The organism is Saltatorellus ferox (assembly GCA_007751475.1).
GTDB lineage: Bacteria > Planctomycetota > UBA1135 > UBA1135.
In genome coordinates, this window is sequence record CP036434.1 from 5,990,935 (window position 1) to 6,015,757 (window position 24,823).

General features: G+C 66.2%; 18 protein-coding genes. 8 read left to right on the forward strand and 10 right to left on the reverse strand.

From position 1 onward, the window contains the following. Positions 1–12 precede the first annotated feature (12 nt). On the reverse strand, positions 13–429 hold the full coding sequence (locus Poly30_RS21605) for a hypothetical protein (protein ID WP_145202239.1): 417 nt from the start codon (positions 427–429) through the stop codon (positions 13–15). 1,309 nt (positions 430–1,738) lie between these two features. Here Poly30_RS21605 and Poly30_RS21610 point away from each other — a divergent pair. Further along, positions 1,739–1,963, forward strand: a complete 225-nt coding sequence (locus Poly30_RS21610) for a hypothetical protein (protein WP_419190474.1) — start codon at positions 1,739–1,741, stop codon at positions 1,961–1,963. A gap of 555 nt (positions 1,964–2,518) precedes the next feature. Here Poly30_RS21610 and Poly30_RS21615 read toward each other — a convergent pair. Next, positions 2,519–3,268 carry a VOC family protein gene (locus tag Poly30_RS21615; RefSeq protein ID WP_419190475.1) on the reverse strand — a complete coding sequence of 250 codons (750 nt, stop codon included), beginning with the start codon at positions 3,266–3,268 and terminating at the stop codon, positions 2,519–2,521. A gap of 324 nt (positions 3,269–3,592) precedes the next feature. On the opposite strand from Poly30_RS21615, the gene Poly30_RS21620 reads away from it, so the two are divergent. Next, positions 3,593–6,280: an FG-GAP repeat domain-containing protein gene (locus Poly30_RS21620; RefSeq protein WP_419190476.1), complete on the forward strand. Its 2,688-nt coding sequence runs from the start codon at positions 3,593–3,595 to the stop codon at positions 6,278–6,280. Between the two features lie 446 nt (positions 6,281–6,726). Beyond that, the gene (locus Poly30_RS21625; protein ID WP_419190477.1) at positions 6,727–7,848 is read left to right on the forward strand and encodes a hypothetical protein; all 1,122 of its coding nucleotides are present in this window, start codon (positions 6,727–6,729) and stop codon (positions 7,846–7,848) included. A gap of 106 nt (positions 7,849–7,954) precedes the next feature. Here the strand turns inward: Poly30_RS21625 and Poly30_RS21630 are convergent, their stop codons facing one another. Both Poly30_RS21630 and Poly30_RS21635 read right to left on the reverse strand, forming a co-directional pair. Then, positions 7,955–8,452 (reverse strand): hypothetical protein, encoded by a 498-nt coding sequence (locus tag Poly30_RS21630; RefSeq protein WP_145202254.1) that lies wholly within the window; start codon positions 8,450–8,452, stop codon positions 7,955–7,957. Positions 8,453–8,729: 277 nt separating this feature from the next. Continuing rightward, a complete protein-coding gene (locus tag Poly30_RS21635; protein ID WP_419190478.1) occupies positions 8,730–10,310 on the reverse strand; it encodes a S41 family peptidase in 1,581 nt (526 codons plus the stop codon). Positions 10,311–10,872: 562 nt separating this feature from the next. Here Poly30_RS21635 and Poly30_RS21640 point away from each other — a divergent pair. Genes Poly30_RS21640 through Poly30_RS21650 form a run of 3 tightly spaced genes read left to right on the forward strand, consistent with a single transcriptional unit; the run spans position 10,873 to position 14,616 of the window. Then, positions 10,873–11,166, forward strand: coding sequence for a hypothetical protein (locus Poly30_RS21640; RefSeq protein WP_145202260.1), 294 nt, complete (start codon positions 10,873–10,875; stop codon positions 11,164–11,166). 24 nt (positions 11,167–11,190) lie between these two features. Further along, the gene (locus Poly30_RS21645) at positions 11,191–12,123 is read left to right on the forward strand and encodes an FG-GAP repeat domain-containing protein (RefSeq protein ID WP_145202263.1); all 933 of its coding nucleotides are present in this window, start codon (positions 11,191–11,193) and stop codon (positions 12,121–12,123) included. Positions 12,124–12,129: 6 nt separating this feature from the next. Then, positions 12,130–14,616, forward strand: a complete 2,487-nt coding sequence (locus Poly30_RS21650) for a sigma-70 family RNA polymerase sigma factor (RefSeq protein ID WP_145202266.1) — start codon at positions 12,130–12,132, stop codon at positions 14,614–14,616. Positions 14,617–14,836: 220 nt separating this feature from the next. Here the strand turns inward: Poly30_RS21650 and Poly30_RS21655 are convergent, their stop codons facing one another. The 3 genes from Poly30_RS21655 to Poly30_RS21665 all read right to left on the reverse strand — a co-directional run bounded on the left by Poly30_RS21655 (position 14,837) and on the right by Poly30_RS21665 (position 16,622). Then, a complete protein-coding gene (locus Poly30_RS21655) occupies positions 14,837–15,274 on the reverse strand; it encodes a hypothetical protein (protein ID WP_145202269.1) in 438 nt (145 codons plus the stop codon). Positions 15,275–15,433: 159 nt separating this feature from the next. After that, entirely contained in the window at positions 15,434–15,649 is a 216-nt protein-coding gene (locus Poly30_RS21660; RefSeq protein ID WP_145202272.1) for a hypothetical protein, read from the reverse strand. A 556-nt stretch (positions 15,650–16,205) separates the two neighbouring features. After that, positions 16,206–16,622, reverse strand: a complete 417-nt coding sequence (locus tag Poly30_RS21665; protein ID WP_145202239.1) for a hypothetical protein — start codon at positions 16,620–16,622, stop codon at positions 16,206–16,208. A gap of 544 nt (positions 16,623–17,166) precedes the next feature. Here Poly30_RS21665 and Poly30_RS21670 point away from each other — a divergent pair. After that, a complete protein-coding gene (locus Poly30_RS21670; RefSeq protein WP_145202275.1) occupies positions 17,167–17,511 on the forward strand; it encodes a hypothetical protein in 345 nt (114 codons plus the stop codon). Positions 17,512–17,650: 139 nt separating this feature from the next. On the opposite strand, the gene Poly30_RS21675 is transcribed toward Poly30_RS21670, so the two are convergent. The 3 genes from Poly30_RS21675 to Poly30_RS21680 form a co-directional block, all read right to left on the reverse strand. Continuing rightward, complete coding sequence (locus Poly30_RS21675; RefSeq protein WP_145202277.1) at positions 17,651–18,916, reverse strand: WD40 repeat domain-containing protein; 1,266 nt, start codon at positions 18,914–18,916, stop codon at positions 17,651–17,653. A gap of 62 nt (positions 18,917–18,978) precedes the next feature. After that, complete coding sequence (locus Poly30_RS28795) at positions 18,979–19,122, reverse strand: hypothetical protein (protein ID WP_419190479.1); 144 nt, start codon at positions 19,120–19,122, stop codon at positions 18,979–18,981. A 634-nt stretch (positions 19,123–19,756) separates the two neighbouring features. Next, entirely contained in the window at positions 19,757–22,915 is a 3,159-nt protein-coding gene (locus Poly30_RS21680) for a sigma-70 family RNA polymerase sigma factor (RefSeq protein WP_419190480.1), read from the reverse strand. A 550-nt stretch (positions 22,916–23,465) separates the two neighbouring features. Here Poly30_RS21680 and Poly30_RS21685 point away from each other — a divergent pair. Beyond that, complete coding sequence (locus tag Poly30_RS21685) at positions 23,466–24,671, forward strand: hypothetical protein (protein WP_145202283.1); 1,206 nt, start codon at positions 23,466–23,468, stop codon at positions 24,669–24,671. Positions 24,672–24,823 lie beyond the last annotated feature (152 nt).

Genomic DNA, 24,823 nt, shown 5'->3' on the forward strand with positions numbered 1-24,823 from the left:
GTCTCCCGGTGCTCACTCCTGTTCGGCGTCTCGGTTCTGCTCCCTCAGCTCGGCAAGTTCGGCCTTGAGCTCGCGAACGCGTCTCGCGTGGGTGGATCCGAGGCGGGGTGATGGCGCTATGTCTTCGTCTCGCTCGGGCGAATGGCACCAATCGGTGTAGTGCAAGACGACGAACAGCAGGCCCACCACTCCGATCGACGTGATTGTTCCAATGAGCCCCAGGAGCCCCCAGAGAAACGGTGGGAACAGCGCGGGGCCTGCGTTCTGGTCGCGACGGAAGCGTGCCGCCGCGGTGAAGAGGAAGTACGCCGCGCAAATGTGAGCGGCCACGGTAGCGACCGTGACGGCCACGGCGAGGAAGGCCAGCGTATCCACCCCGCCGGAGTCGACGGAGAACACCTGGAATTCGGATTGGAAAGCGAGCAGCATCTTGGTCCTGGGTAGGGCTCGGCAAGCCTACCATAGGCATCATGTCGAGGAACCGCAGCGTGAGGGCGGCCTCGCTGGCGCTGCTGTCTCTTGTAGGCCTGGTTGACTTCGTCAACAGCGGTCGCGCTGCTGGAGGGACCGCAGCACTGTAACCAGTCGGCCTGGAACGGAGTGGAGCCGCGGAGACGACCCATCTCTCCGAGCTGCCGCCCGCGATGGGCGAGCCGACGAGGGAAGTGGCGACGGCCGCCCGTTGGTCATCTTCGATGTGGACGGGACGTCCGTCTATGGCGGTACCGCCAGGAAGATGGCCTCTACCGATCCTACGTACTATTGGCAGCTCGCTACCCTTGAGCAAGTGGTACCGGTTTGCCGCGGCGGCGCGTGAAACGATGAATCCAATCTGGTGACTGCTTGCTTGGCGGTACCGAACCCGACCCAAAGCCGCCACGTTTCGGTCAGAGGTGTTTCCCCTCCAACGGAAACGTAGCGGCTTTGGGTCGGGTTCGGTACCGCATAGCTGATGCCGCCACAGCAGCCCTTGATCCGTCGGCGCCAAGTCCCGCCCCGAGTCGCTACAACTCTGCAGCTCGAAGGGATGGACAGCGACGGCTCCAGGCCTTCCGTGGAAGTCCTGCGCTTTCGGCTCCTCCGCTGAGGGACATGAGCCCTCGCAGATCGACTCCCAGGAAAATCGCCGCCGTGCTGCTACTGGCCGCGGTGGCGGTTCTGACCCTGAGTGCCTGGAACCTTGGACCGCGCTCGAAGGAGTCATCGGATTGGGTCGAGCGGGACTCGCCGGAGATGATCTTCGCGGCGACGACCAGCGCTGTGTCAGCCGTCGCAGGATCGGATTCCAAGGTGCCCGTCATTTCCGAGTTCGCGTCGTATCAGCGCAATCCACTCGAACCATCCCCTGTTGCCACTTCAGCAGAAGCCGCGGAGGTGAGTCCCACCACGACTCCGGTCGTGGTCGCGGACACCACGCTCCAGGTCTTGGTCCGGCACGCGCTCATCGTTCGTGCCGTCGAAGCAGACGGTACGCCAGCCCAGCTCGAGGCCATCGACTTGGCGCGAAGGGTCCTACCGGCCAGCGCCGTGAGTACCTACTGCTACCCCGTCGCGCTGGCCGAAAACGAGTGGTTTGTGACGCCATGGTCCGCGGCGAGAGGAGCTGCACTGCTGGCCAAACTCGAGCCCGACCGTGACTTCATCGTGGGCGTCCTCTCTCGCCAGCATCGGATCCAAGAGCAGCGCGTTCGCCTCACGCAGGGCGACTATCAAAGCGAAGTGACCTTTCAGCTTGCCTGTGCGCGAGCTAGCGGCGGAGCTGGAGGTGACGGGCGTGGCGCCAGGCGGCGGGGATGTCGGTGCGTCGCTACTGCTCGCGGTGACGACTGTGGAGGGTGTGGTGCTGCTCGAGTCGAATAGCGTCGATAGCCACGGCGTGATGCGGAGGCCCGCTCTGCCGCCAGGGGCGTTCAAGGTCACCCTCGGGGAAGCATGGGGGTCGTCAAACGGCATGTGCCGGTGACCCAGGTGGTCGAGCTCAGGGCCGGGGAGGTGACCCGGCTGACGATGGAGTTGGGCGCGGCGGGTAGCCTTGGAGTCGCAGCCAGCGTGAGCGGCCCCGCGTCGTCGACTACCCAGGGGTGGCACAGTCATCTGGTTCGGGTCGAACTTCTTCCTGCAGACATGGGCGAGGCCTTGCGGCTCCATTTCCCCACCCAGGGACGAGCGACCATGAGTCATCCGCCGCCGGATCCTGGCCTTCCGCCCGGCACCCGGCTGCGTGCCGACGAACGCTTCCGGTCGGCGAATACACCGCGAGGTTGAGCCTGGCGAGATACGTGACCCACGAGCAGCGCATCCTGATCCGCGAGCGAAAGCGAACGTGGCTCAAGGCGACGTTCAAGCCGCTTCCCGCCCAGATGCGATGATTCGCAGACCCTGGCAGAACGAACCGATGGCTGATTCCGTCACTCCAGCCCGTGATACGTCGGCGCCAGCTCCGGGCCCAACCCCATGCCACCACATTTGCGCAGTTGGAAAACGTGGCGGCTTTGGGTCGGGTTCGGTACCGCCACGTTCATTCCGGCTGGAACACCGCCAGCGCAGCACCTTCGGGATCGGTGAGGACGGCAAAGCGTCCGTAGCCGGGGACCGGGGTGCTGTCGCAGAGCATCGTGCCGCCGAGTTCCACTGCCCGGGCCACCGATGCCCCTGCGTCCTCCACGAGCACGTAGGGGAGGAAGTGGTCGGGCGCGTCGGGGACCGGCAGCTGCATCGCGCCACCTACCGCCGCTTCCGGCCCCGTTCCGGGTGCCATGAAGAGGTGCTGGATCGAGTCGCCCATGGGCAGTGCCATCGCGCTCCATCCCACGACGTCCCGGTAGAACGCGACGGACTTCGCGGGGTCCTGGCAGAGGAGCTGGAACCAGCAGAAGTGACCCACCTCTTGCTCCGTGCTCCAGTGCTTGCGCTCGAGGTCCGAAGGCTGAAACGCGGTCAGCACCGCACCGCCCGGGTCGGCGATGGGGCAGAGCCGGCCGGTGTGAGGGATGTCCATGATCGGCATCAGCGGCTTGCCGCCGGCCGCCTTCGCTCGCGCGCAGTAGGCGTCGATGTCCGACGTCCCCACGTGGGCGCCCCACTGTGCAGGGCCGCCTCCCCCGTGCTGGGGCATCACTCCGGCGATGGCGTCGTTTCCGTCGTAGAAGTGCACGTAGGTCGTTCGCTCCTCGGGGCGAGTGGTCCATCCGAAGAGCTGCTCGTAGAACGCGATGGCCGGTTCCAGGTCCGTGCACTGCAGCTGATGCCAGATGATGTGATAATCCATGGTCATCCAAAGAGCCTAAAGGTCGGGAGGGAGATCGCCCAGCAGGTAGCGGGGGCCGGTTCCATGGTCCGCCGCGGCATCGCCCTTGGCGGTACCGAACCTGGCGGTATCGTGGCGGTACCGAACCCGACCCAATGGCGGTACCGCCAAGTGCGGACGGGCGTAAGCGTGCTCGTCGAGAATCTCGTGCGCGGGTGCAGCGACACGGACGAGAGCAATGGGATTACAATGGATGAGCGCCTCAGGGCTCAGGAGCCGTCCTCGACCTTCCTGACCCCCCGGGCGCGATGCTCCTGACCGAGAAAACGCTCTATGACCCACCACATGACCCACCACGCACCTCGCTCGTTCGTCGCCGTTTCGATCGGCGTACTCGCCACGGCACCCCTCGGTGTCTCCGCTCAGCTCGGGGAGAACCACTTCACGAGCCAGGTGCCGGGAATCGGCACCGCGGTGCTCGACTTTGACCAGGACGGAGACCTCGACACCGTCGGATCGGGATGGTTTCTCTCCATCGACGGCAACTGCGCCCGGGTCCACATCGCGCTGAATCTCGGTTCGGAGGGTCACAGCCCGCTGATCCCCGTGGCCGAGCTGAACGTCACCTCGCCCGACCACGGCATCGCGGGAGCGGGAGACGTCGACGGCGACGGCCTGACCGACCTGGTGCTCTACGACGAGAACAGCCTGCACTGGGTGCGGGGTCTAGGCTCGGCGCTCGCGCCCTCCGCGCTCCTCGTGGGCGGGCTCGCAGAGCTCGAAGATGTGCTCGTCGGCGATGCGAATGCAGACGGAGATCCCGACGTCTTCATTCAACGCGCGGGGTTGGGCTGGTCGCTCCTGCGGGGACAGTCCGGCGCCAACTTCAGCGCTGCCATCGACGTACCGCTTGGAGGTGTGTCGCCACGTCTCCTGGACTTCGACGGTGACGGCAATCTGGACTTCTTCTCGCACGCCTCGACCACCAGCTTCCCGCCGCGTAGCCGCCTGTTGGTCGCGAGGAACACGGGCCCGGGCTTTACGGGATCGATGACGATCCAGGGCACCGGCGACGTCAACTACGGCTGCTTCGACGCGGCCGACGTGAACGGTGATGGCCTGACGGACATGGCCATTGGCCGGGCCGACGGGCTCTGGGTCTTCACCCGGGTGAGTCCCACCGTGCTGGACCCGACTCCAGTGCAGCTCTCGTCGGCGGGATCCATGACAGGCGTGAGATTCATGGATGCGGACCACGACGGCGTGCTTGACCTCGTCGCCGTGGCGTCCGGCGCCCGGGGCCGCTGGTTCAAGGGACTCGGAGGCGGCGCCTTTGGAGCCGAGCAGCTGCTTCCTCCTGCCGTCACCGGTGCACGGGAGTTGGACGTCGCCGACGTCGACGGGGACGGATTCGAGGACCTCCGGGTCACCGCGTTCAGGAGCCGGGTCACGTGCTTCGGTACCGACGGCACCTCCGCCCGTCCCTTCGAAGCCGTCGACCTCTCCCTCGAATCGAACGGCTGGGCAGAGCGAGCGTTTGTGGCGGACTTCGACGAGGACGGGCACGACGACTTCGTCGTGGGCAACGTCGACGGCGACGTCTGGCTGTTCCTCCGTCGAGGTGTCCGCGGCTTCGAGAGAGTCGAGGCCGTCCGGCAGAACCCCACGCCTGCGGTCTCCGAGTGGGAGTTCCTCGAGCCGCACGACCTCGACGGAGACGGTCACGTCGACCTCGTACGCTTCGACACCGATTCGAGCGAGCTGCGGGTCTCCCTGGGCCGCGGAGACGGCACCTTCGGCGCCCTCATTCTCTCTCCGACGGGGATCGGGAGCCCCCCGTTCGCTCCAGTGTCCCTCGCGGACGTGAACGGCGACGGTCACCAGGACTGTCTCTTCACGACCTCAGGAATCGGATTCCCCACGGCCGCCTGGTCCATGGCGGGGGTCGGCGACGGAACATTCGCACCTGCGGTCCAGATCGCCACCTGGACCGGCAGCTCTCTGCAGGGATCCTGGGTCGAGGACATGGATCTCGACGGTGTTCCGGATCTGGTCCTCGCGAGCGGACCGATCACGACACCCGAGGTCGCGTGGTACCCGGGCCTGGGCGGAGGAGCTTTCGGCCCGGCAAGCGCTTCAACCCGGATCTCCACCTATCTTTGGCTCCGCGACGTCGACAGCGACGGCGCGCCGGACCTCCTCAGCATCGATTTGACCTCCACGGCCGCGATCGTGGAATGGTCGCGCAACCTGGGCGGCACGTTCGGTGCTCCGATTCCGATCGGCGCACTCCCGGGCGCGCAGGGAAACCTGAGCCTCCTGGCAGAGGATCGTGACGGAGATGGCGATCTCGACATCCTCGTCGCCTTCCGGGCTGACACGAGCGCGAACTTCGACTGCCGGCGACTCAGCACCACGGTCCTCTTCGAGGGCCTGGGCGGAGGCTCCTTCTCGGTCGGGGTCCAGGTCAGCGAGTCCATTCCCTTGCAATCTTGGACTCCCGGCAAGAAGCTCATGTCCTGGATCGACGCAGACAGCGACGGCGATCTCGACCTCGCCTGGGCCTCCATTAACGGGAATTCGGGCTGGCTCCAGTGGGACACGGGTCCCCCGGATCTCGGCGTTCGCTACTGCACCCCCGCGGTGATCAACTCGGCTGGCGCAGCGGCGGAGATCTCCGCCAGCGGCAGCGCTCTCGTCGCGGACAACGACTTCACCCTCCGCGCCAACGACCTTCCGCCGTGGGTACCGGTGATTTTCATCTACGGCCCCATTTCGGGCTCGACGTATCCGGTCCTCGGCTCGCTGGGCCGGCTCTGCCTGACGCCCCCCTTCGTGCGTCTTAATCAGCCCGGACAGTTGCAGGTGGCCAGTCTTTTGCGAGAAGCCTCCCTGCAGCTCGACCTCACGACGGTCGGAGGCGGCGGCATCTCCGCCGGGCAGACCCTCAACTTCCAGGGCTGGTACCGCGACTCCGCCTCCGGAGCCCCGACCTCAAACTTCACCGACGGGCTGACCGTAAACTTCCTCTAGTGGTGTGATCCAAAAGTTCGCGCCATTCCTTCGGCCCCCTTCGCGCTTCGGCTGCGTTGCCGAACCTTGGCGGTACCGAACCCGACCCAAAGCCGCCACGTTTGAGCAGCTGGATTCGTTCACAGGGGCCTGATGGAAGCCTCGAAGCGATCGATATCACGCGGCAGCGGACAAGACCTTCCCTTGAGCCCGGATCAGCTAAACTGCAGGGGATGCGCCGGCTCATTCCCGCACTGCTCGTCGTTGTCGTTCTGCTCCTGCTCACTGTCATGTGGATGGGGGGAGCGACCCGCGCCTCGGCCGTCGTGGGACGTGAAGCAGAGACGGCCCACGGCGCAGGGGAATCCGGGGAGGTTGCCTTGGTGCAGGTTCCGAAGGACAGGAAGACTCGCGTCAAGGAAGCGCCAGCGGGACGTAGCGCGGCGCCTTCCCATTCGTTGGATCGTATGCCTCACAACGATGGATCCACGTCGGGAACCCTCCTTCCGGTGAACGTGCATCTGGTCGATGAAATCACGGGTGAGCCCGGAGCCTTCGTGACCGTGTCCGCCAATGATACCCGCATGGTCACCCAGATAGCCACGAGCGATGGAACGGGACGGCTACGCTTCTCCGAGCCCATGGCCACCGGGGAGCTATTCGCCTACATCGTCAGGGGCGCCCACGGAATTCAGTCGTTCACCGGCGGGTCTCCGCTCGCGAGACCAGGACGGCACGGTTCCGCGGAGCTTCCCCATCTGCCCCACCGCGGCGAGCCCGACGACCCGGACGTCTGGCGCTTGCCCTTGCAGCGCGTCATGCCCGTCACGCTCGTCGTTCCGGAAGGGTACGGCGGCACCACTCGTTTGTGGTTCGGGGAGCGCGGAAGCGAGCAGGTCGAGGCGCGCCACATCGCGAGCGTGGAGAGGTTCTATGAGGGCGTGGTCGGTGACTTTGCTGGCGCAACCCATGTCGTGGAACTTCACGAATGGGTCGAGGACCTCCAGGGTGTTCTATGGATGGAGGTCTGGCGCCACGCCACCGCGGCGGACCTGAGGGCGACGCGCCAGCTCCACGCCGTCATCGTCCACTCGGGTGAGCTCTGGTCCGCTGCCGCGTCCGTAGCGAGGATCCCAAGGATCGGGGAGGCTCCTATTTCCCTCGAGCTTCAGCCGACGAGCCTCAAGTCTCTGCCAACGGAGATGCTCCGCGCCGTGTACAGCTCGAAGCTCGACGAACACCTCGCGGAGCGAGGCGAAGCACGCGATCCGGAGCCGGGGTTCGACTACAAGGTGAGCGGCGTCGTCAGGAGTAACACGGGCACCCATCGCGGCGAAGTCCACGTTCGTGCCAGCCCCGCTGAGCGAAACACCATTGGCGCTTCCACGTTGCGGCACCAGTGGATCACCGTCGAATGGACGAAAGATTCCAAGGGCGAATGGACCGCACCGTTCGAGCTGGATCGCCTCGATGCAACGATTTACCGGATCGTCGTTCTCAGCGGCGAAGGCAAGGAGCTGGACGGCGCCCCGGTCGAAGTGGACGCCATCGAACCGCCAGCTTCGCTGGTCTTCACCGTTCTCGACTGAGAGGCCATCCATGGAGGCCGGGGCGCCCCACGGCTCGGCCGACGCCAGACATGGTCGGGGTGGCGAAGTGACTCGCTGCTGGGCTCGGCATTGGGTGCTCCGGCGGTCAGAGCCGCGCGACGATCAGCTGGAGTGGTTCATATTCCGTCTGATGGAAGCTTCGAAGCGATCGTGAAGTCACTGAAGGTAAGCCTGGGGCGCCAGATAGCGAAAGGAGCTCGGGGCCTCGGTGGGCCGGGTGAACCGATCCGCTTGCGGCTCCCACCTCCGTGGCCCATACGGGCCGAAGGTCCGCGTCGCTCACCGCGGTGATCGCCTTGGACCCGTTGAAGACGCCGACGCCGTCCCAGCCAAAATCTGGCAGGGTCCCCACGGCGCGGGTCTGCTCCTCCGCGAATCCGGAAGCGGACTCTTCTCGCAGGCAGACCTGGTGGATGGACATCACGCCGGACACGAAAGCGAAGAAGAAGCCCTTGCTGTCGTGCTGCCAGACGATCCCCGCCGGCTCCCCCATCCTGCCGCCGCAGTGCTTGCCCTCCCAGGCCAGTTCTCCGGACGACGCCCGCAGCAGGACCGCGTGAATTCCCGTGGTGGTCGTCGCCAAGACAAGAGTTCCATCGGGCGAGAACTGCACCGCGCCGAAGGACAGGGATCGCCACTCTGAACCACGGGGAGTCCCGGCTCGATCTCAGGGACAGTGCCGTCGAGGACCATCGCGCCGGCCAGGAAGAAGCTCAGCTGGTAGGTTTCGCCGTCGTGGATGGAGTGATCTTCCTCGGCAGCGATGGCCTGGACGAGATCACTTCTTGTGAGCTGAGCAGACGAGACCGTGGGTTGCGAGGGGGCGACAAGCAATTGCCGCAATCGGTACTGCTGGGATTTCAGTCCGCGAGCAACAGCTCCGCTGCCCGCCGCCACGTGACATCGAGGCGCTCGGCGTACTCGTCGATCGTGGGCTCAACGAGGACATCTGGATGAATGCCAACGCCAACGAAGTCCGTTCCATTCGGATACAAGTCTCGCTTGACGGTGATCCGAGCCCAGCCCCCGCCTGGAAGATCAAAGGCAAGGGGCTGTCCTGTGCTTCCCCCGGTGGGCTCGCCGACCAAGAGGCCCCGATCAAGCACCTTGAATGCGGCCACAAAGTCCTCCGCGGCGGAGAAGGTGTGGTTGCCGATGAGTACGGCCACCGGGCCCTTGAAGTGTGCGCTGTCGTCTGCCGGCCACATATGACCCGAGTGCTCTTCGTACTCTGTGGCATGGCCCCAGGCGCGCTGCACCGCGGAGTATCGTAGAGTTCGCCAGCTCGTCACTTCGAACGGCCGATCGGTCAGATGTGCGAGGATGTCCCACCCCACTCCGCTGCTCCCGCCACCGTTGTCTCGCAGGTCGATGATGAGAGCCTGCGCCTTGGAGATCTCGGCGAAGTCTCTGGAGAAGCGCGCCGTGACGCTCGCGTCTCCGAAGGTACCTAGCTGGACGTAAGCGATGTCGTCACCGCGCATTTCGAAGGCGTAGGACGGCGGACTCGGATCGCGCTTGACAGGGACTGTCGACCACTCGTCGCCGGCAATCCTACGGCTCTCGACCTGGACCACCTGGCCGTCGCGGCGCCTGAACTCCAGGGTGACCGGACCCACCGGGCCTTCCAGCAGTCTCCAGTGATAGGTGATTCGGTCGAGGTAGTGGGCCGTAGAGCTCGCCTGAAGAGGCTTGATCGCGTTCGCCGCGTACTGGCTGATCGACACCCCGTCGAGGCTCAGCACCTCGTCGCCGCGGCGGATACCAGCATCCAGGAACTCCTGACCGAGCGCTTTTTCGACGACCACTTTGCCCTGAACCAGGTCCGTTAGCAGAGGAGGAATGCAGCCGCTCGCCTCGTAGACTTCTGCTACTCGCGGCGGAGTGACGGAGCAGTGCCCGTCCCTCAGGAGGCCGATGAACTCCTTTAGCAAGCGGTAGTATCGAACGGTCGTATCCGCTTGCAGCACCCGAGGGATCATGGCGACGTACGCCGCGTCCCAATCAAGGTCGGGGACCTGGTCGAAGTTTGGAAAGCCGTACCGTGCTTCCGCCCAGATGAGTGAAAGTCCGGCCAGTCTTTCTGACTCGGTGAGTTCAGGGGTCCACGGAGTCTTGAACGCAGCTCCGCCCCAGCGTCGCTTGTCCTCCCCTGCTCGCGACTCAGCGTCCTTGATCATGGACGCCCAACGCGAATCGTCGCGAAGCGCTGTCAGGTCGCTGTCCACCTCGAGGTGAGCGACGTCGATGAACCCTGCTTGGATCGCGATGCTGAGCATCTCGAACGCCTCGTTCAGGCTGCCGGCGAGAGCAAAGCTGCAGGCCGCGTTGTACGCGTTCGATCGACGAGCCGAGCCGGTGACTTGCTCCAGGCAGCTAGCGTACAGCTTGGCCGAATCCAGGTAGCTGCCAGCGAGATATGCCGCGCTGGCGTCTTGCACGATCTTCTCCGGCGTTGACCGCACCGCCTCCTGGGGCTGGGGTGTCCCCAAGAGAGGGGCCGGAGTCGCGGCTGCGCTGGCGAAAAAAAGCAGTGCAAGTCGTACCCGGCTACTGCCCCGGTAGAAGCGCCAGCAGGGCTTGCCCTGGGTGGGGAATTGGGTTGCGCGCGGCTTCTGATTACGGGCTCTCTGGTCATTCATGGCGGATCTTGGGGAACGGAGTGACTGCGGACCTTGGAGGCTGATGTCACCGTTCAGGCAACGCCTTCAGGATTTCCGAGACTTCTCGCGGCGAGCGGCCTGTCTGGCTCAGGCGTGAGGTGGCCACGACTCCGGCTTGACACTCGATCCGAGGGGAGTCCGGTCGAAGCAGCCCTGCTTGGTCTCCTCGAGATGGATGACCTGCCTGCTCATCTTGGACCTCGGGCACCGCGGGTCCGGCCAGGGGCCAGCGATTCCGCCAGAAACACGAGAACGCTGAAGGCGGATCGGCCGCGGCGCCATCTTGCGTTCGAGGCAAGTGGTGACCAATGGTGGTCGCCTGGGAAGCCTCTTCGACACCATGACCCTGCTAGCATCGCTTCTGGCGACAGCCGCCATGTTTCCTTCGGCTGACGGCGAACTCCATGCGCCCGTGCGCCTCCTCGGTTTTGATGGAGAGCCGCTTGCCACACCCGCCCCGGGCTATGCAGCGCCCGCCATGCGCGACCTCGACGGTGACGGCCGCGGGGACCTGATCGTGGGTCTGCTTCCCGACGGGGCCTTCGAGGTTCGCCGCGGCCTGGGTGAGCTGCGCTTCGGGCCCGCCAGCCCCTTGATCGAGAGCGAGGACACGATTGTCCCGGGCGTTTGGTGATGCACCACCGCGACTCCACAGTTCGTGGATCTCAACGGCGATGGAATCCTGGATCTCCTCTCGGGCTCCTATTCGAAGAACGACGGCGACATGGCGGGCGTGCTGTACTGGCTCGCGGGCAAGGAAGAAAGCTTCGAACCAGCGGAGCCGCTGCGAACGGAGGACGGCGATTTGCTCCTGATCCACACGGAACGTAAGGGGGTCGACCGCTTCGCTGACCGCATCTGCACGAAGCCCTGGGCTGCGGACCTGGACGGCGACGGCCACCTCGACCTGGTCGTGGGCAACATGGTCGGGCACTTCGCACTCTTCCGGGGCCGCGAAGAGGGTGGCTTCGAGAGAGAATCGAGCTTCCTGAAGCTCGAAAGCGGGGAACGGATGTCCGTGGGGCGTCATTCGGATCCGCTGCTGGTGGACTGGGACAGTGACGGAGATCTCGATCTTCTCTCTGGCTCCGATGCGGGGGGCGTCTGCCTCTTCGTAAACAGTGGAAGCGTCGATCGACCTCGTTTCCGCGGAAAGCAGATGCTCCTGCCGGAGTTCAGCGGCGATGGCGACTTCGACGGCGCGAACATGCTGCTGATCCCCGCCGGCGCCACCCTCGACCGGCCAGGAAGGAACACGAGGATCGCGGTCGCCGACGTCGACGGCGATGGGCAACGGGATATCCTGTTGATGGATAGAACGGAGGCCTTGGTCCCGGCGCAGGGGATCTCCTTCGAAGACTGCCAGGCTGACCTCTTGCGCTGGGCAGAAGAAATGAGCCAACTAGAAGCGAATGCCCCTGAGTTCGACATCGACGGAGAAATCACGGCGGAGGTGATCGAGCACGCCGCCAAGGAGGAGGCCCACAGGGCCAAGCGCAACGAGTTCGCGCGGGAGCACGTCCTCACGGGGGCCTGGCTGTTGAGGGGCAAGACCGTGGGCCGAGGAGCCGAAGGGCCCCCCGTGAGGTAGCACCCCATGGACGCCGATGAAGGTTTCGCCGCGTTCGACGTCGAGCGTGAGCTCGCACGGGATGGCGCCTGGCTCCGCCGGGCGGCTCTGGCGCTGACGAATGACCCTGGTACCGCGGAAGATGCTGCCCAGGCCGTTTGGATCCAGGCCTGGCGTCGTCGCTCGACAACGGGCCACGGCGCCAGCCGCGGTTGGCTCATGCAGGTGCTGCGCAACAGCGTCCGTGGCCATCATCGCGACGGCGCTCGTCGTTCCGCGAGGGAGCGCGAGGCTGCCGTACCCGAGTCGTATCACCTGGAGGATCCAGCCCAGAGGATCGAGCTCCAGAGAATCACCCTTGACGCCATCGAGGCCCTCGATGAGCCGTATCGGTCCACGATCGTCGAGCGCTTCTTGAACGGTCGTTCCATCGAGGAGATCGCTCGACGGGCGGGGGCTCCGCGCAAGACCGTCGAGACCTGGTCACGTCGCGGCATCCTGCGGCTGCGTGAGGCTCTTCAGGGACGACGAGATTCCCGGGGCCTTGCGGTGCTCGTCCTGCTGGAGGAGACGGCGCGCCAGCCAGGGCCAGCCATCGCGGCCGGTGCCTCCGCAGGCGCCAGCCTGGGCCCGTGGGGAGCGGCTTCGGCGGCTTCTCTGCTGGGCCTGGCGGCCCTCGGGGCCATGAGTCTCATGGGTACCAGATCGGCTCCGGATGGGGACAGATCGCTCGAAGTCCGTCCCGTGGGCGGGCACTGGCGCCCAGAGCTACGGGAGATCGATCAGCTGCCAAGCTCTGCCGCGCGCCTGGGCGCCGCGGGCAAGGAAGAGGCGTTCCTTCAGCCTGGAGATGGGGCGGATTCGGTCGCTGTTGCCGAGGTGATCACCCTGGACGGGACGCCCGTACCCGGTGCCGAGATCATCTTCGTGGGACCCTCCGAAAGCGCTGGACCGAGATCCAAGCCGCAGTCCACGGATGCGGCGGGTCGGGCTACCTTCCCTTCACCGCCGCGGGGGGCAGCCGACGAGCTCCTGACCGTTGCGAGCCGCGGGACATTGAGCACGGTCCTGCGACCACGCCTCCATCCGGGCGCCGTGGCACGGGTGGTGGTGGCTCACCGAATGGCGCGCGAGCTTCGGGTAGTGGACAGTGATGGCGCCCCGATCCATGGGGCGCGGGTCAGGGCCGAGGTGCCCACGGATCGCCTGGAGCGATTCGGAACCGGTGATGGGGTGGAGTCGGTGCCCCGCTGGAGCGTGACGACGGATGCAGCGGGTGATGCAGCCATTGCTGATTTTCCGCGCCACGACTCGGTCGAGCTGTCCGTGGAGGCACCAGGGTTCGAGCCCTTGTCCTGCCCCAGCGAAGAGCTGCCCGCGGTGGTCAGCCTCCGTCGGGAATCCGATCGAGGCATCGTGGGGCGGATCGTCGATCCCTTTGGGGAACCTGTCCCGAACGCGTGGGTGGGGGTGGGTGATTGCCTCGTGCGAACGGGAGCGGACGGCCGCTTCTCTCTCCAGTGGGCGCCACGGGGAAGGCAGCTCCGAGCGGTCGCGGAGGGATTCCAGCCAGTGCGAAGCGAGATCGACGAGGGTCGCGAGCCCTTCGAGCTGCGACTGGAACGTATGACGGAAACGCTCCCACTCGTGGTCGATGGATCGCCCCCGGGAAGACTCTTGGCAGTTCTCGAGGGGGAAGAGCCCTTCGGGCTGGCCTCCATGGAGGTGGGGGCGTCGATCCTCCACGCAGAGGTTTCGGCCGAGGCCCTCGGGGCGGGACGACACGCAGGCGGGATCGAGCCCGCGGTCCTCGGAGCAGACCTTCGTCGCGCGACCCTGGCGGGTCTTCAATCACGGCCCTATCAGCTTTTCGTCGTCTCCGTGGAGCGTGCTGAGGTCATCGCATCCCTGGAAGTCGTGCCAAACTCCCTCGAGCTGAGGGTCTCCAGTGGAAAGCTCGGCGCTGTGAGCTCGGTAGTGGGGCGAGTGGTTTCGGCGAAGGGAGGGCCCGTGCCTGGGGCCGAGGTCCGTATCGCTCCACGCTCCATCGGGGTCTCCCATGGGCTACTGCGGCGTGCAGTGACCGACGAGGAAGGTGTCTTCCAATTCGAGGGCGTGGGAGGTTCCGGCTGGACGCTCTTCGTCTCGCGCGAAAGCGGCGGCGAACTGGAAGCAACCATCGATGTGGCAGCTGCCACCACAGGGAAGCAGATTCAGATTGAACTATCAGAGCTCCGGCGCGCTCGCCTTCAGGTGGAGGACCCGGAGCTGATGGATGCCCGCCTCAGCCTCCTCGACGAAGCCAAGCTCGCCGTACCGATGATCAGTCGCGTGGGCCGATCCACGTTCCGATGCGAGAGTCTGACCCTCGGTGACGGGCGTACGGGCGTGCTCGAGTTCTCTGCGCGAGCGGTCTGGGCGCGACTGGAGACAAAGGCAGGAGAGGAGCTGCGCAAGCTGCCTTCGGGGGGGCTTGAGGGCGAGGGAGGCGTCGAGGTCCTCCTGCTCGAGTGACTTCATCGAGCATCGGAGGAGCCGTATCCGACGCGCGCCGCTCTGCCACGGCGCTCTACTTCGCGAAGCCCAGACGACCCTGCCGAGGCGGCATCGGGATTCGGACTTCGGACTCCCCTGATGGCGGCGGAGAACGGCTCGGCCCTGGCTAGGACGGGTCTCCCCCACCCATGGGAGCGGGCGATAGTTGGGTGCTCCTTCGATCAGAGCCGCAGGGCGATCAGCTGGAGTGGTTCAGAGGGCGCCTGATAGAAGCCTCGATGCGATCGCGAAGACGCTGAAGGTGCGGCCTGGGAGCGTCCCGCCGCTGGCGCACGGAGTAGACCAGGCTCGCCCCCGGCCGGCCGATCTGCACCGGCGCCTGGACCGCCATCACGCGCAGGATCGTCGGGGGGCGATCCGGCACCTCACCGTTCACCGTGACCGAGATCTCGCGGATCAGTTCCGAGAGGCGAACGCCGTCGACCCTTGGGTCGCGCACCTCCCCGCTGGCAGGGACCTCGATCCCCTCGAACGTCGGGACGGGCACGTGGCCACCTTCGAGCCGCGGCTCCGCGCGGTAGAGCCCTGGCCTGAGCGCAGGGGCCCGGAGACGACCCTGGCCGAGGTTCTCGACGAAGACGTACTCTCCCTCCTCATCCTGAAGCGCGATCTTCACCACCCTCCGCGCGGCGGGAAGGGAGGACGCGTCGAGAGTGGCGAGGAACGTCGCGCCCCGGCCCAGGGTGAGGACCAGCGGCTCCTCCAGCGCGTCAGGGTCCAGATCGACCTGATATGGCCACGGCCCCCACCAGAAGGATCAGGACCTGGCTCCCCTTTACTTCACATCGATCTTGATGACGGAAATGTCCCCATCCCCAACCTTCTCGCAGCGGAAGTCCAGCGAATCGAGGAGCGCGTCGAGGGAGCGAGCGATGCGGTCCCTCGGGATCGACCACTCACCGAGCAGGCGAACCTGGCTCGACTTCAGGAGCGCTTCTGCCGAAGAGCTCCACGTGAACGACTGGTCCGTCGCTTCGGCAAGCCTCTGCACGAGTTCGAAGAGGCTCAGGCTGACGGATTGCCCCTCCGCGTCGAAGGAGCGCCTCGGTCTCCTCGCTCCAGGTGAAGACTCGCCCGGCGGCTTTCGCCGCCATGTGGGCGAATTCGAAGAGCGTGAGGTCAGCCTGTGCCTTGCCGAACTGGAAGGTCAGCAGGTCGTCCGCATCCACCTCGGAGATCGGGGCGCAGGCCCGGGTGGACCCCTGGGCGCCCGAGGCCAAAGCGGCGCCCTGCGACAGGGCAACGGGAACGAGAGCCAGAAGGGTGAGGGTTTGAACCGCACGTCGCGTCATGGCCTGGAGGAGAGGATCTGGATGCTGATGGGAAGTCATGGTCCGCCTGCGACGCCGACGTGGTGCTCCTATTCCACGATTCCCAGGCGGCCGACGCCGGTGGCTCCGGCGCGTCATCGATGCCACCGTCGTCGGCCGCGCCCCGGTCGCCGTGGCGGTACAAGATCCGACCCAAGGCCCCCACGTTTGAGCAGTTGGGAAACGTGGCGGATTTGGGTCGGGTTCGGTACCGGGGTGCGTAGGGTCTCCCGGTGCTCACTCCTGTTCGGCGTCTCGGTTCTGCTCCCTCAGCTCGGCAAGTTCGGCCTTGAGCTCGCGAACGCGTCTCGCGTGGGTGGATCCGAGGCGGGGTGATGGCGCTATGTCTTCGTCTCGCTCGGGCGAATGGCACCAATCGGTGTAGTGCAAGACGACGAACAGCAGGCCCACCACTCCGATCGACGTGATCGTTCCAATGAGCCCCAGGAGCCCCCAGAGAAACGGTGGGAACAGCGCGGGGCCTGCGTTCTGGTCGCGACGGAAGCGTGCCGCCGCGGTGAAGAGGAAGTACGCCGCGCAAATGTGAGCGGCCACGGTAGCGACCGTGACGGCCACGGCGAGGAAGGCCAGCGTATCCACCCCGCCGGAGTCGACGGAGAACACCTGGAATTCGGATTGGAAAGCGAGCAGCATCTTGGTCCTGGGTAGGGCTCGGCAAGCCTACCATAGGCATCATGTCGATGAGCCGCAGCGTGAGGGCGGCCTCGCTGGCGCTGCTGTCTCTTGTAGGCTTGGTTGACTTCGTCAACAGCGGTCGCGCTGCTGGAGGGACCGCAGCACTGGAACCAGTCGGCCTGGAACGGAGTGGAGCCGCAGAGACGACCCATCTCTCCGAGCTGCCGTCCGCGAGGGGCGAGCCGACGAGGGAAGTGGCGACGGCCGCCCGTTGGTCATCTTCGATGTGGACGGGACGTCCGTCTATGGCGGTACCGCCAGGAAGATGGCCTCTACCGATCCTACGTACTATTGGCCCCTCGCTACCCTTGAGCAAGTGGTACCGGTTTGCCGCGGCGGCGCGTGGAACGATGAATCCAATCTGGTGACTGCTTGCTGGCCCTGTCAGACCAGGAAGGGCGTCAACCTCTTGGAGGAGCTGGGCTGGAAGTTGCGGGATGTGGAAACGGGCCACTGGAATGGTTTACGTGAGCTGGCCCCAGAATTGTTGAGGAACGCGGAAATGGAACCACACGATGGACCGCCCGAGAGTGAGGCGCAAGACGAGCCAAATGGGGATTTCGAGACCCGTGTCGAATGGGAGTTCATCTCCTTCCATCGCACCAACGACCGTCTGGACGGAGCGCTGGTGGCTGCCGCTCGCATCACACGGGCAGAGGAGTCTGAATTGACCTCACGCGGTGCGCTCAAGACCCGCGATACCGGCGAGGCGTACGAGACGCTGGACGGTCGCTGGAGAGCGCGCAGGTCGACTCCCTCAGATTGTGCCGCTGCGAATCGAACGTTTGGCCAGGACGCGGCCTGGATTCTCGAGCAAAGGGTGGAGTCGCTGCGGGCGGACCACTGAGATTCGACGCGGCTCGATCGGGCTACCGCCTGATAGAAGCCTCGAAGCGATCTTGAAGACGCTGAAGGTGCGCCTGGCCGCCAGATAACGAAAGGACCCCGGGGCCTGCGCGGGCCAGGGGAACCGATCCTCTCGTGGCTCACCCCTCCGTGGCCCAGAGGAGCCGGAAGTCCGCGTCGCTCACCGCGGTGATCGCCTTGGACCCGTTGAAGACGCCGACGCCGTCCCAGCCGAAATCTGGCAGGGTCCCCACGGCGCGGGTCTGCTCCTCCGCGAAGCCGGAAGCGGACTCTTCTCGCAGGCGGACCTGGTGGATGGACATCACGCCCGACACGAACGCGAAGAAGAAGCTCTTGCTGTCGGGCTGCCAGACGATCTCCGCCGGCTCCCCCATCCTGCCGCCGCAGTGCTTGCCCTTCCAGGCCAGTTCTCCGGACGACGCCCTCAGCAGTACCGCGTGAATTCCCGTGGTGGTCGTCGCCGAGACAAGAGTTCCATCCGGCGAGAACTGCACCGCGCCGAAGGAGAGCGGAAAGATCGAAGGGTCATGCCCCATCCCCATGGAGCCTGTGTTCAGGTGTCTCCAGATCTCTTTCCCTGTGGCCACCTCGTACTTCACGAGCGCGCCACCGTAGCAGCCGGCCACGAGGTGATCGCCCTCCGGACTCAAGGCCAGGGACTCCGCAGAGCCATCCTCGGGTCCGATCCCCGAGGCGAGGAGTCGGCCATCGTCGGTGCTGAATACGGAGCAGCCCCCCTCTGTGATGAGGGCCAGCCGCTCCCCATCCTTCGACCACGACCTGGGAAAGTCGAAGCCCGTCGCGCGGACGGCACGCCACTTCTTGCCGTCCTCATCCACGATACCCGCATCGGCTTCCCCGGGCTGTGGCGACGCGGGCCCCCGGTCGCCGAACGTGACGATCGCCTTTTCCTCGCCGTCGAGCAGCAGCGCCCCTCCCCGCGCATGCCCGACGAACAGCCGCTTCCCCGCGGGCCCGAACTCCAGCGCTGCCCCGAAGCGCCAGCCCTCCCAGGTGCCGAGCTCCCCGGAAAGCGTCGCCACCACGTGGGGCGCGTCCTCGGTCCTCCACCGCCAGTGCCAAACCCGGTTGTCCCGGGTGAGGAGCGCGACGAGATCACCGGATCGATCCATGTCCAGTCGCCAGAGCTCGGCGGCTCCGGTCGCCGCGGGCAGAGACTTCAGCACGTCCTTCGTCCGGGCGTGAAGCAGCAAAAGGCGCCCGTCTGCGAAGCTCGCCGCAACCACGGGAGCCTCGTCCGCGATGCGCACCATCCATGGACCGGCCTGCGGCTCACCGCGGGGCTTCTCCGCGCAGAGGGCTGGGACCGAAATCAGGGACGAGGCGATGGCCAGAAGTGAAAGATGGAGAGAGTGGTGCTTCATGTTCGTCTTCCACACGTCACCGGCTCCCGATCGACGACAGGAAACGATCCCCAGTCGGCGAATTATCTTTCCACGGGAGGAGCGTCGATCCGAAGCGTCGGCGTCCCTTCGTTTCGAACCTCGATGGTGGCATCCGTCGGACTCGCATCGAAGTCGTCGACTCGAACGACAACGAGTTGCCGCCGGCGACGATTCAGCTGAACCATGGCGGCGAGTGTCGGGCCGCGCTATCAGTGGGACTGTTCGTGCCATCACTCACGGCACGCGTCGCGTCGTCGGAGCGGTGCGAACCCCAATCGCTCTGGACGGCGCGCCCTGCCTGCGCGGCCTCCGGCGCTAGCGAGCCAGCCGGGCCGACAGACAGGGCTTCCAAGCGCGATGCCTGCATGAGAGCCACCGCAGCCTGGGGCATGCTCGCGCCCGCGAGTCCCCTACCCCGGACGATGCGCCGTTTCGCCACCCCGCTTGGAAGTCCTATCCGTTCGGCGTGCACTGGCCCACGGACATCCTGGCGGGCTGGGTGCCGGGAGGCTCGGGGGCATGGGCGGCATGGGTGCTGCAACGCTCCCTGCGCCAGCGCGGGCGGCTGGAGCCGATCTGAGAGCTTCGGCGCCCCTCAGCGGCTCGGTCCGAGGTCGTGCCGGCGCTGGCTCCGATTTGCCATACGGACGAGCCAGAGCATGACCTGTGGAGGGTACGGAACCGGAGTCAACGCCGCGGATCGCCTATAGCTATCACCTTGCCAAGGAGTGGCGTGAACGCGACCGCTATCGTCTCGCCATGCCTTGCAACAGTTGCCTCTTACCTCGACTGCATCAGCACCGGAGCCGACGGCCGCGCCTACAGCTCGGGGATCGGGACCTCCACTTCGATTCGGGCGAAGGCGCCGGGCTGGACGCTTACCTCGACGCGGTCTCGCGTGCCGCGGACCGCGATCCGCAGCATCGAGGTATGTGCCGGGAGCCCATCGATGCTAAGGGGCTCTGAGGGATTCCAGCGAATGGACTCCGGTCCGTGGGAGATGTCCATGGGGGCGTCGAGGGCATCCGCCTCACCGATCGAGTAGATCCATGGATGCCTGCTATCGCTGACTGCCGCCGCCTTCCACTCGGCGGCATTGGACGCGCTGATCTCCACCGACGTGAGTGCCACCTGGTAGCGGCCGTCCTCGCGCAGGCGCTGGCTGTCGAGCACGACCGGCGTCGTTCTGCGCGTTCCCAGCTCCATCACTCCGAAGAGGAAAGCGACGGGGACAGGGTCGCTCGGGTGTGTTCGGAAGACTCCGTCCGGGTCACACGGCAACCAGTGATCCGGGGTCCCCATGTTGATGTGCGTTCCGACGGCTCCGTAGAGCGGATAGGCAAAAAGGTTGCGCTCCAGCGGCGAGGTGCACGTCACGCGACCGGTGATGATCGAATCCGAACGCCATGCGGGATTCCACGGGATCTCACGGGTCTCGCCAGCCGCCAGGGGAACCTGGAGAGCGCGGTCCGTTCCCTGCGTGGGGTCGAGCGGAGGGCCGTCCCAGCCGATCTGGATTTGGACGCGGATCCGCATCTGATCCACCCAGACCTCCGGCCCGACCGCGTGGAGGCCGGGACTCAAGTCGCAGAAGACGACGCTGGTCCCCTGACGCACTCCGGCCACCGTCGCTTTCGTCGACCGGGCGAGCAGGGCAGGCGCATCGGGGGGGACGTCCACCACGCGTAGCTCACAGGCGGCTTTCGTTCCGCGAACCTCGACCACCTCTTGGGAGCTCAGCTCCTCCGCTGAGATCCTCGGTGAGGTGCCGTCGAGATGGCTCGAGTGCCGCAGCCACCAGGCGTCGCCTGGCATCCAGGGGAACGGGCCGGCCATCCCGTCCCGACCGGCTCCGAATGCGATGGAGATCCCCGAGCCAAGCTGAAGGGTGCCATGAGCCGCCGTGGGCTGACCGGATCCATCGAGCAGACGAAGTGAGCGATTCTCGGCGGGCTTCAGGAAGAGCTCCGCTCCGGCCAGGTCCCTCGGTCCCTCGACGAAGAGGACCTCGTATCCGGGCACGGCGACGAACCTCCTACCGCGTTCCACCTCGGTGAACCACTTGCCAACGACCAGCTCCCCGTTGTCGATGGGATAGCGCTGATTTGCTGCGACCCCGCTCCACTGCCCGTCGCGCAGGTGCTGCTCATGGCACCAGGCCCGACCCTCGACAGGTTCCCCTGTAACCGCGTCCGTCATCCGGATCTTGCGCTCGTTGCGCGCGACTTCGAGCGCGAGTTCCGTGTCCGCGCGCTCGAGGCGCAGGATGGCTTGAAACGTTCCGTCACGGACGTTGCCTTGCGTTCGCCAGCCCTCATCGGAGCGAATGCGGCAGCCATCGAAGAGCAGGCGCGGTTCACTCTTCGAAATCGAGAGCCGCCCGGCGCCCACCGGCAGATCTACCCGGCCCTCCCCATCGGTCCACACGTAGATCGCCGCGCTGTCCTCGCCCTGATCCCAGGCCAGGGGGAACGCGCGGTTCACCACGGGTGTCCGACCCACCGAGCCGGTGAAGAGCGCGCTGCGCCGCGGCCCGTCCACGCGAATCGTGTTCGACTGCAGCGGGCCCACCGTCGCCAGCGCACACCGTCCGTCGGGGGCCTTCACCCAGAGCGCCGCGGACATCGAGAGCGAAAGCTCCATCATCCCCCTCGAGTCCGTCGTCCCGACGGAGAGCGCCTCGTCCAGCTCGCCCGGCGCCGGCGCGATTCCGCCGCCCTGGACGGCGACGCTCCTGTGGAGAAAGCCCTTCGCTGCTTCCAGAGGCCGGCCGCTCCCGTCGACCACCGACACCGTGACGCGCCCCAGAGGTTCCATCCGGAGCCAGCTCAAATGGAGCGCTCCGTCCGCGTCCCGCTCGGGCGGCAGATCCGCGAGGGAAAGGGACAGAGGCTCGAACTTCGGATGGGTCAGCGTGAGCACGGGGTTCGCCTCGTCCTCGTCGAGACCGCGAAGAGAAAAATAGCCCGAGGACGGGCTCGCCGCAGTGGCCGCGGCGCTGCCCCAACGCACCTGCGCGAGGACCGGTGCGCGCGAGGTGCGGGAGACGACGCTTCCCAGAATCGCGGTCGGAGGCAGCGGTGCGACGGTCGCCTCCCTCGCCTCGTCGGGAGCTCTCGTGCCTGTGACGATCGCGAGCCGCCCGGCGTCGTCGAGCGACCCGGCGGCCTGAAGTTCCAGAAGGCCGTCCAATGGGGAGCGCCCGCCTGGCACCGAGACCGTGCTCACCGGGTCTTTGACCTCACCGCGCACGGTGGTCCAGATCCCTGCGGCGACCAGGGCAATGGCCACGGACGCGAACAGCGCGGCCTTCATCGCAGAGCTCGCCCAGAACGGAGCCGACGTGGACCCCACGGCGCCGAGGCGCGCCGCCGATCCAGGGGGAACGAGCAACACACCGAGCGCCGCGCGCCAGTCGCGCTCCTGCGGGTCCGCCGCCTGGCCGCCGCGCTCCAGCTCCGCGCGGATCTTCCGGAGACCGCGCTCGAGGCGCGACTTGATCGTCGGTACGGGGACGCCGGTCCGCGCCCCGATCTCCGCCACCGTCAGTCCTCCCTGGAAGCGCAGCACGACGGCCGACTGCTCGTCGGCGTTGAGTCGAGCCAGAGCGTCGTGCAGGAGCCGCTGCTGCTCCAGGCGCGCTGCGATCTCGTCCGGTCCCATCGAATCGTCCGTGGCGAGCCCCTCGCCCGCCGCTTCCAGCTCGTCGTGGTGCTCCACTCGGGAGCGCCCCCGCCGCCTCAGTTCGTCGATCGACTTCCGACGCAGCGCCGTGCCCAGCCAGGAACGAAGGCTTCTCGGGGACGCACTTCCGTCGGCCGCTCCGGAGAAGGTCGTGACCGCGGATAGCAGCGTCTCCTGGACGAGGTCCTCGGCGGCGTGCTCATCGCGAAGGAGCGCGGCGGCGAGACGACGCAGGAACGGCTCCTCCTGATGGAGCCGGGCGAGGTAGGGCGTGGGTGCTTGGGGGTACTTCATGGGCTTCGCCGGGTAGGACGCCCACCTCTGGCCCCTGGATGAGGAGAATTTCGATTTCCGAAGGCGCAGCGCACGGGGCGCTGAATCCGGGTCGCTGAAGCCCGAACAAGATCCTACCCTCGCCACATGACTGCCGCGCATCGCCCCCCCCGGACCGTGGCGACCGGATGGTCAGCAGTGGACGCTGTTCTGTTCTCGACCCCGCTCGGGCACGCCGTTTCGTCCTCTTGCCCCTGATCATGGGTAGTACGTGACGGTTCGTGGCGACGGATAGATCGACCACATCAAGAGAAACTGGAACCATGCGGCGTCCTTCGCTGAGTTCACCGCGCTGCTTCGCAGCCACAGGAGAGAGTTCTGACGGAACCCACGGATGAGAGCCGAAGCGCTCGATTCCTTGCGGGAAGTCCTCAATTTCAGACGGGGTTGGCGGGCGGACTGCGGTTAACCGGTGAGCAGCGCTCACTTCGCCGCCCACATCCTGGTCAGGAGCGCAGCGCCGTCCTCTCGGCTGCCAATTCCTCCTCAACGAGCCCCTTCCTCAACCGCCATGAAGTCTCTCTCTCTCCTCGCCTGCGCCTTGTGCATGACCAGCTCTTCGATGGCCCAGCAGCAACAGGTGACCGCCTGGGGCATCGTCGACCTCGCTCCGGGTTCCCAGCCGCCCATCAGGGCTTCCTCGATCCCGACGCTTGGGCAGCTCTTCCCCATGAGCCCCCTGCTCAACGTGGATGCCCTGGGCAACGTGGGCATCGGTACCACGACACCCCAGGGAGCCTTGGAGGTGCTCGGTCAGAGCCACGGTGCGTCCTTCCGCGTCGTCGATTCTCCAGGAAGTGCTGGGACCCAGCTGGTGAGTGCCCACGTGTCGTCGACCGGCCAGGGCCTGCAGGCGCGATTTTCGGGACCGGGCACCGGATACATCGATATCGGTCAGGATGGCGGCGGCAGCTTCGTGATCGAGGGCAACGACGTGCCTCGCTTCGTGGTGGCCCAGAACGGCAAGATGGCCGGGGGCGCTCCGATCTACAACAACGTCCAGATGAGTCTCGGTAGCGACCTCGAGTACGTGCTCTACGGCGACAACCAGAACACGACGAGCAGCTTCTCTACCGGCGTCTTCGGCACCATCAGCACGATCGGCAACGCGGTGTTTGGAGCTGGTGTCTGGGGCCAATCGATGGATCCGAACCGCGTGGCGGTCTTTGCCGAGGGCGATTTCCGTGCCACGGGAACCAAGTCGTTCGTCCAACCGCACCCGACCGACGCGGCCAGGCAGATCCACTTCGTTTGCCTCGAAGGGAACGAGTCGGGCACCTACTTCCGCGGAAAGACCCTCGTGACCGGCGGTACCGCGACCGTTCAGGTTCCTGAGGAGTTTCGGCTGGTCAGCGAGCGGGAGAACCTGACCGTGCAGCTCACGGCCATGGGGAATGCGCGCGTGTGGCTGGAGAGCTACGACCTGAACGAGATCGTCATCGGCTCCACGGGCGATGTCGAGGTTCACTACATGGTGAACGGCGTGCGGCTCGGATACAGCGACCACCAGGCCATCGAACGGAACACCGCCTACGTCCCCCGCGACGAGAGGCCGTTCGGGACCCAGTACCCGAAGGAGATCCGCGAGATGCTCGTCCGCAACGGGACGCTGAACGAGGACTTCACGCCCAACCGGGATACGGCCGCCCGCCTGGGCTGGCAGCTCGACATTGGCCCGGTGGCGACGAACGCCCACGAGGCGCTGGCGCGTCGATGAGAGGAAGCGCCCAGTCGCTCTCGCGCCGTGGCGCGCGATTCGTGGCGGTACTGAACCCGACCCAAAGCCGGCACGTTTCAGCCAGAGGTGTTTCCCCTCCGACGGAAACGTGGCGGCTTTGGGTCGGGTTCGGTACCGCCGGGAAACGATCC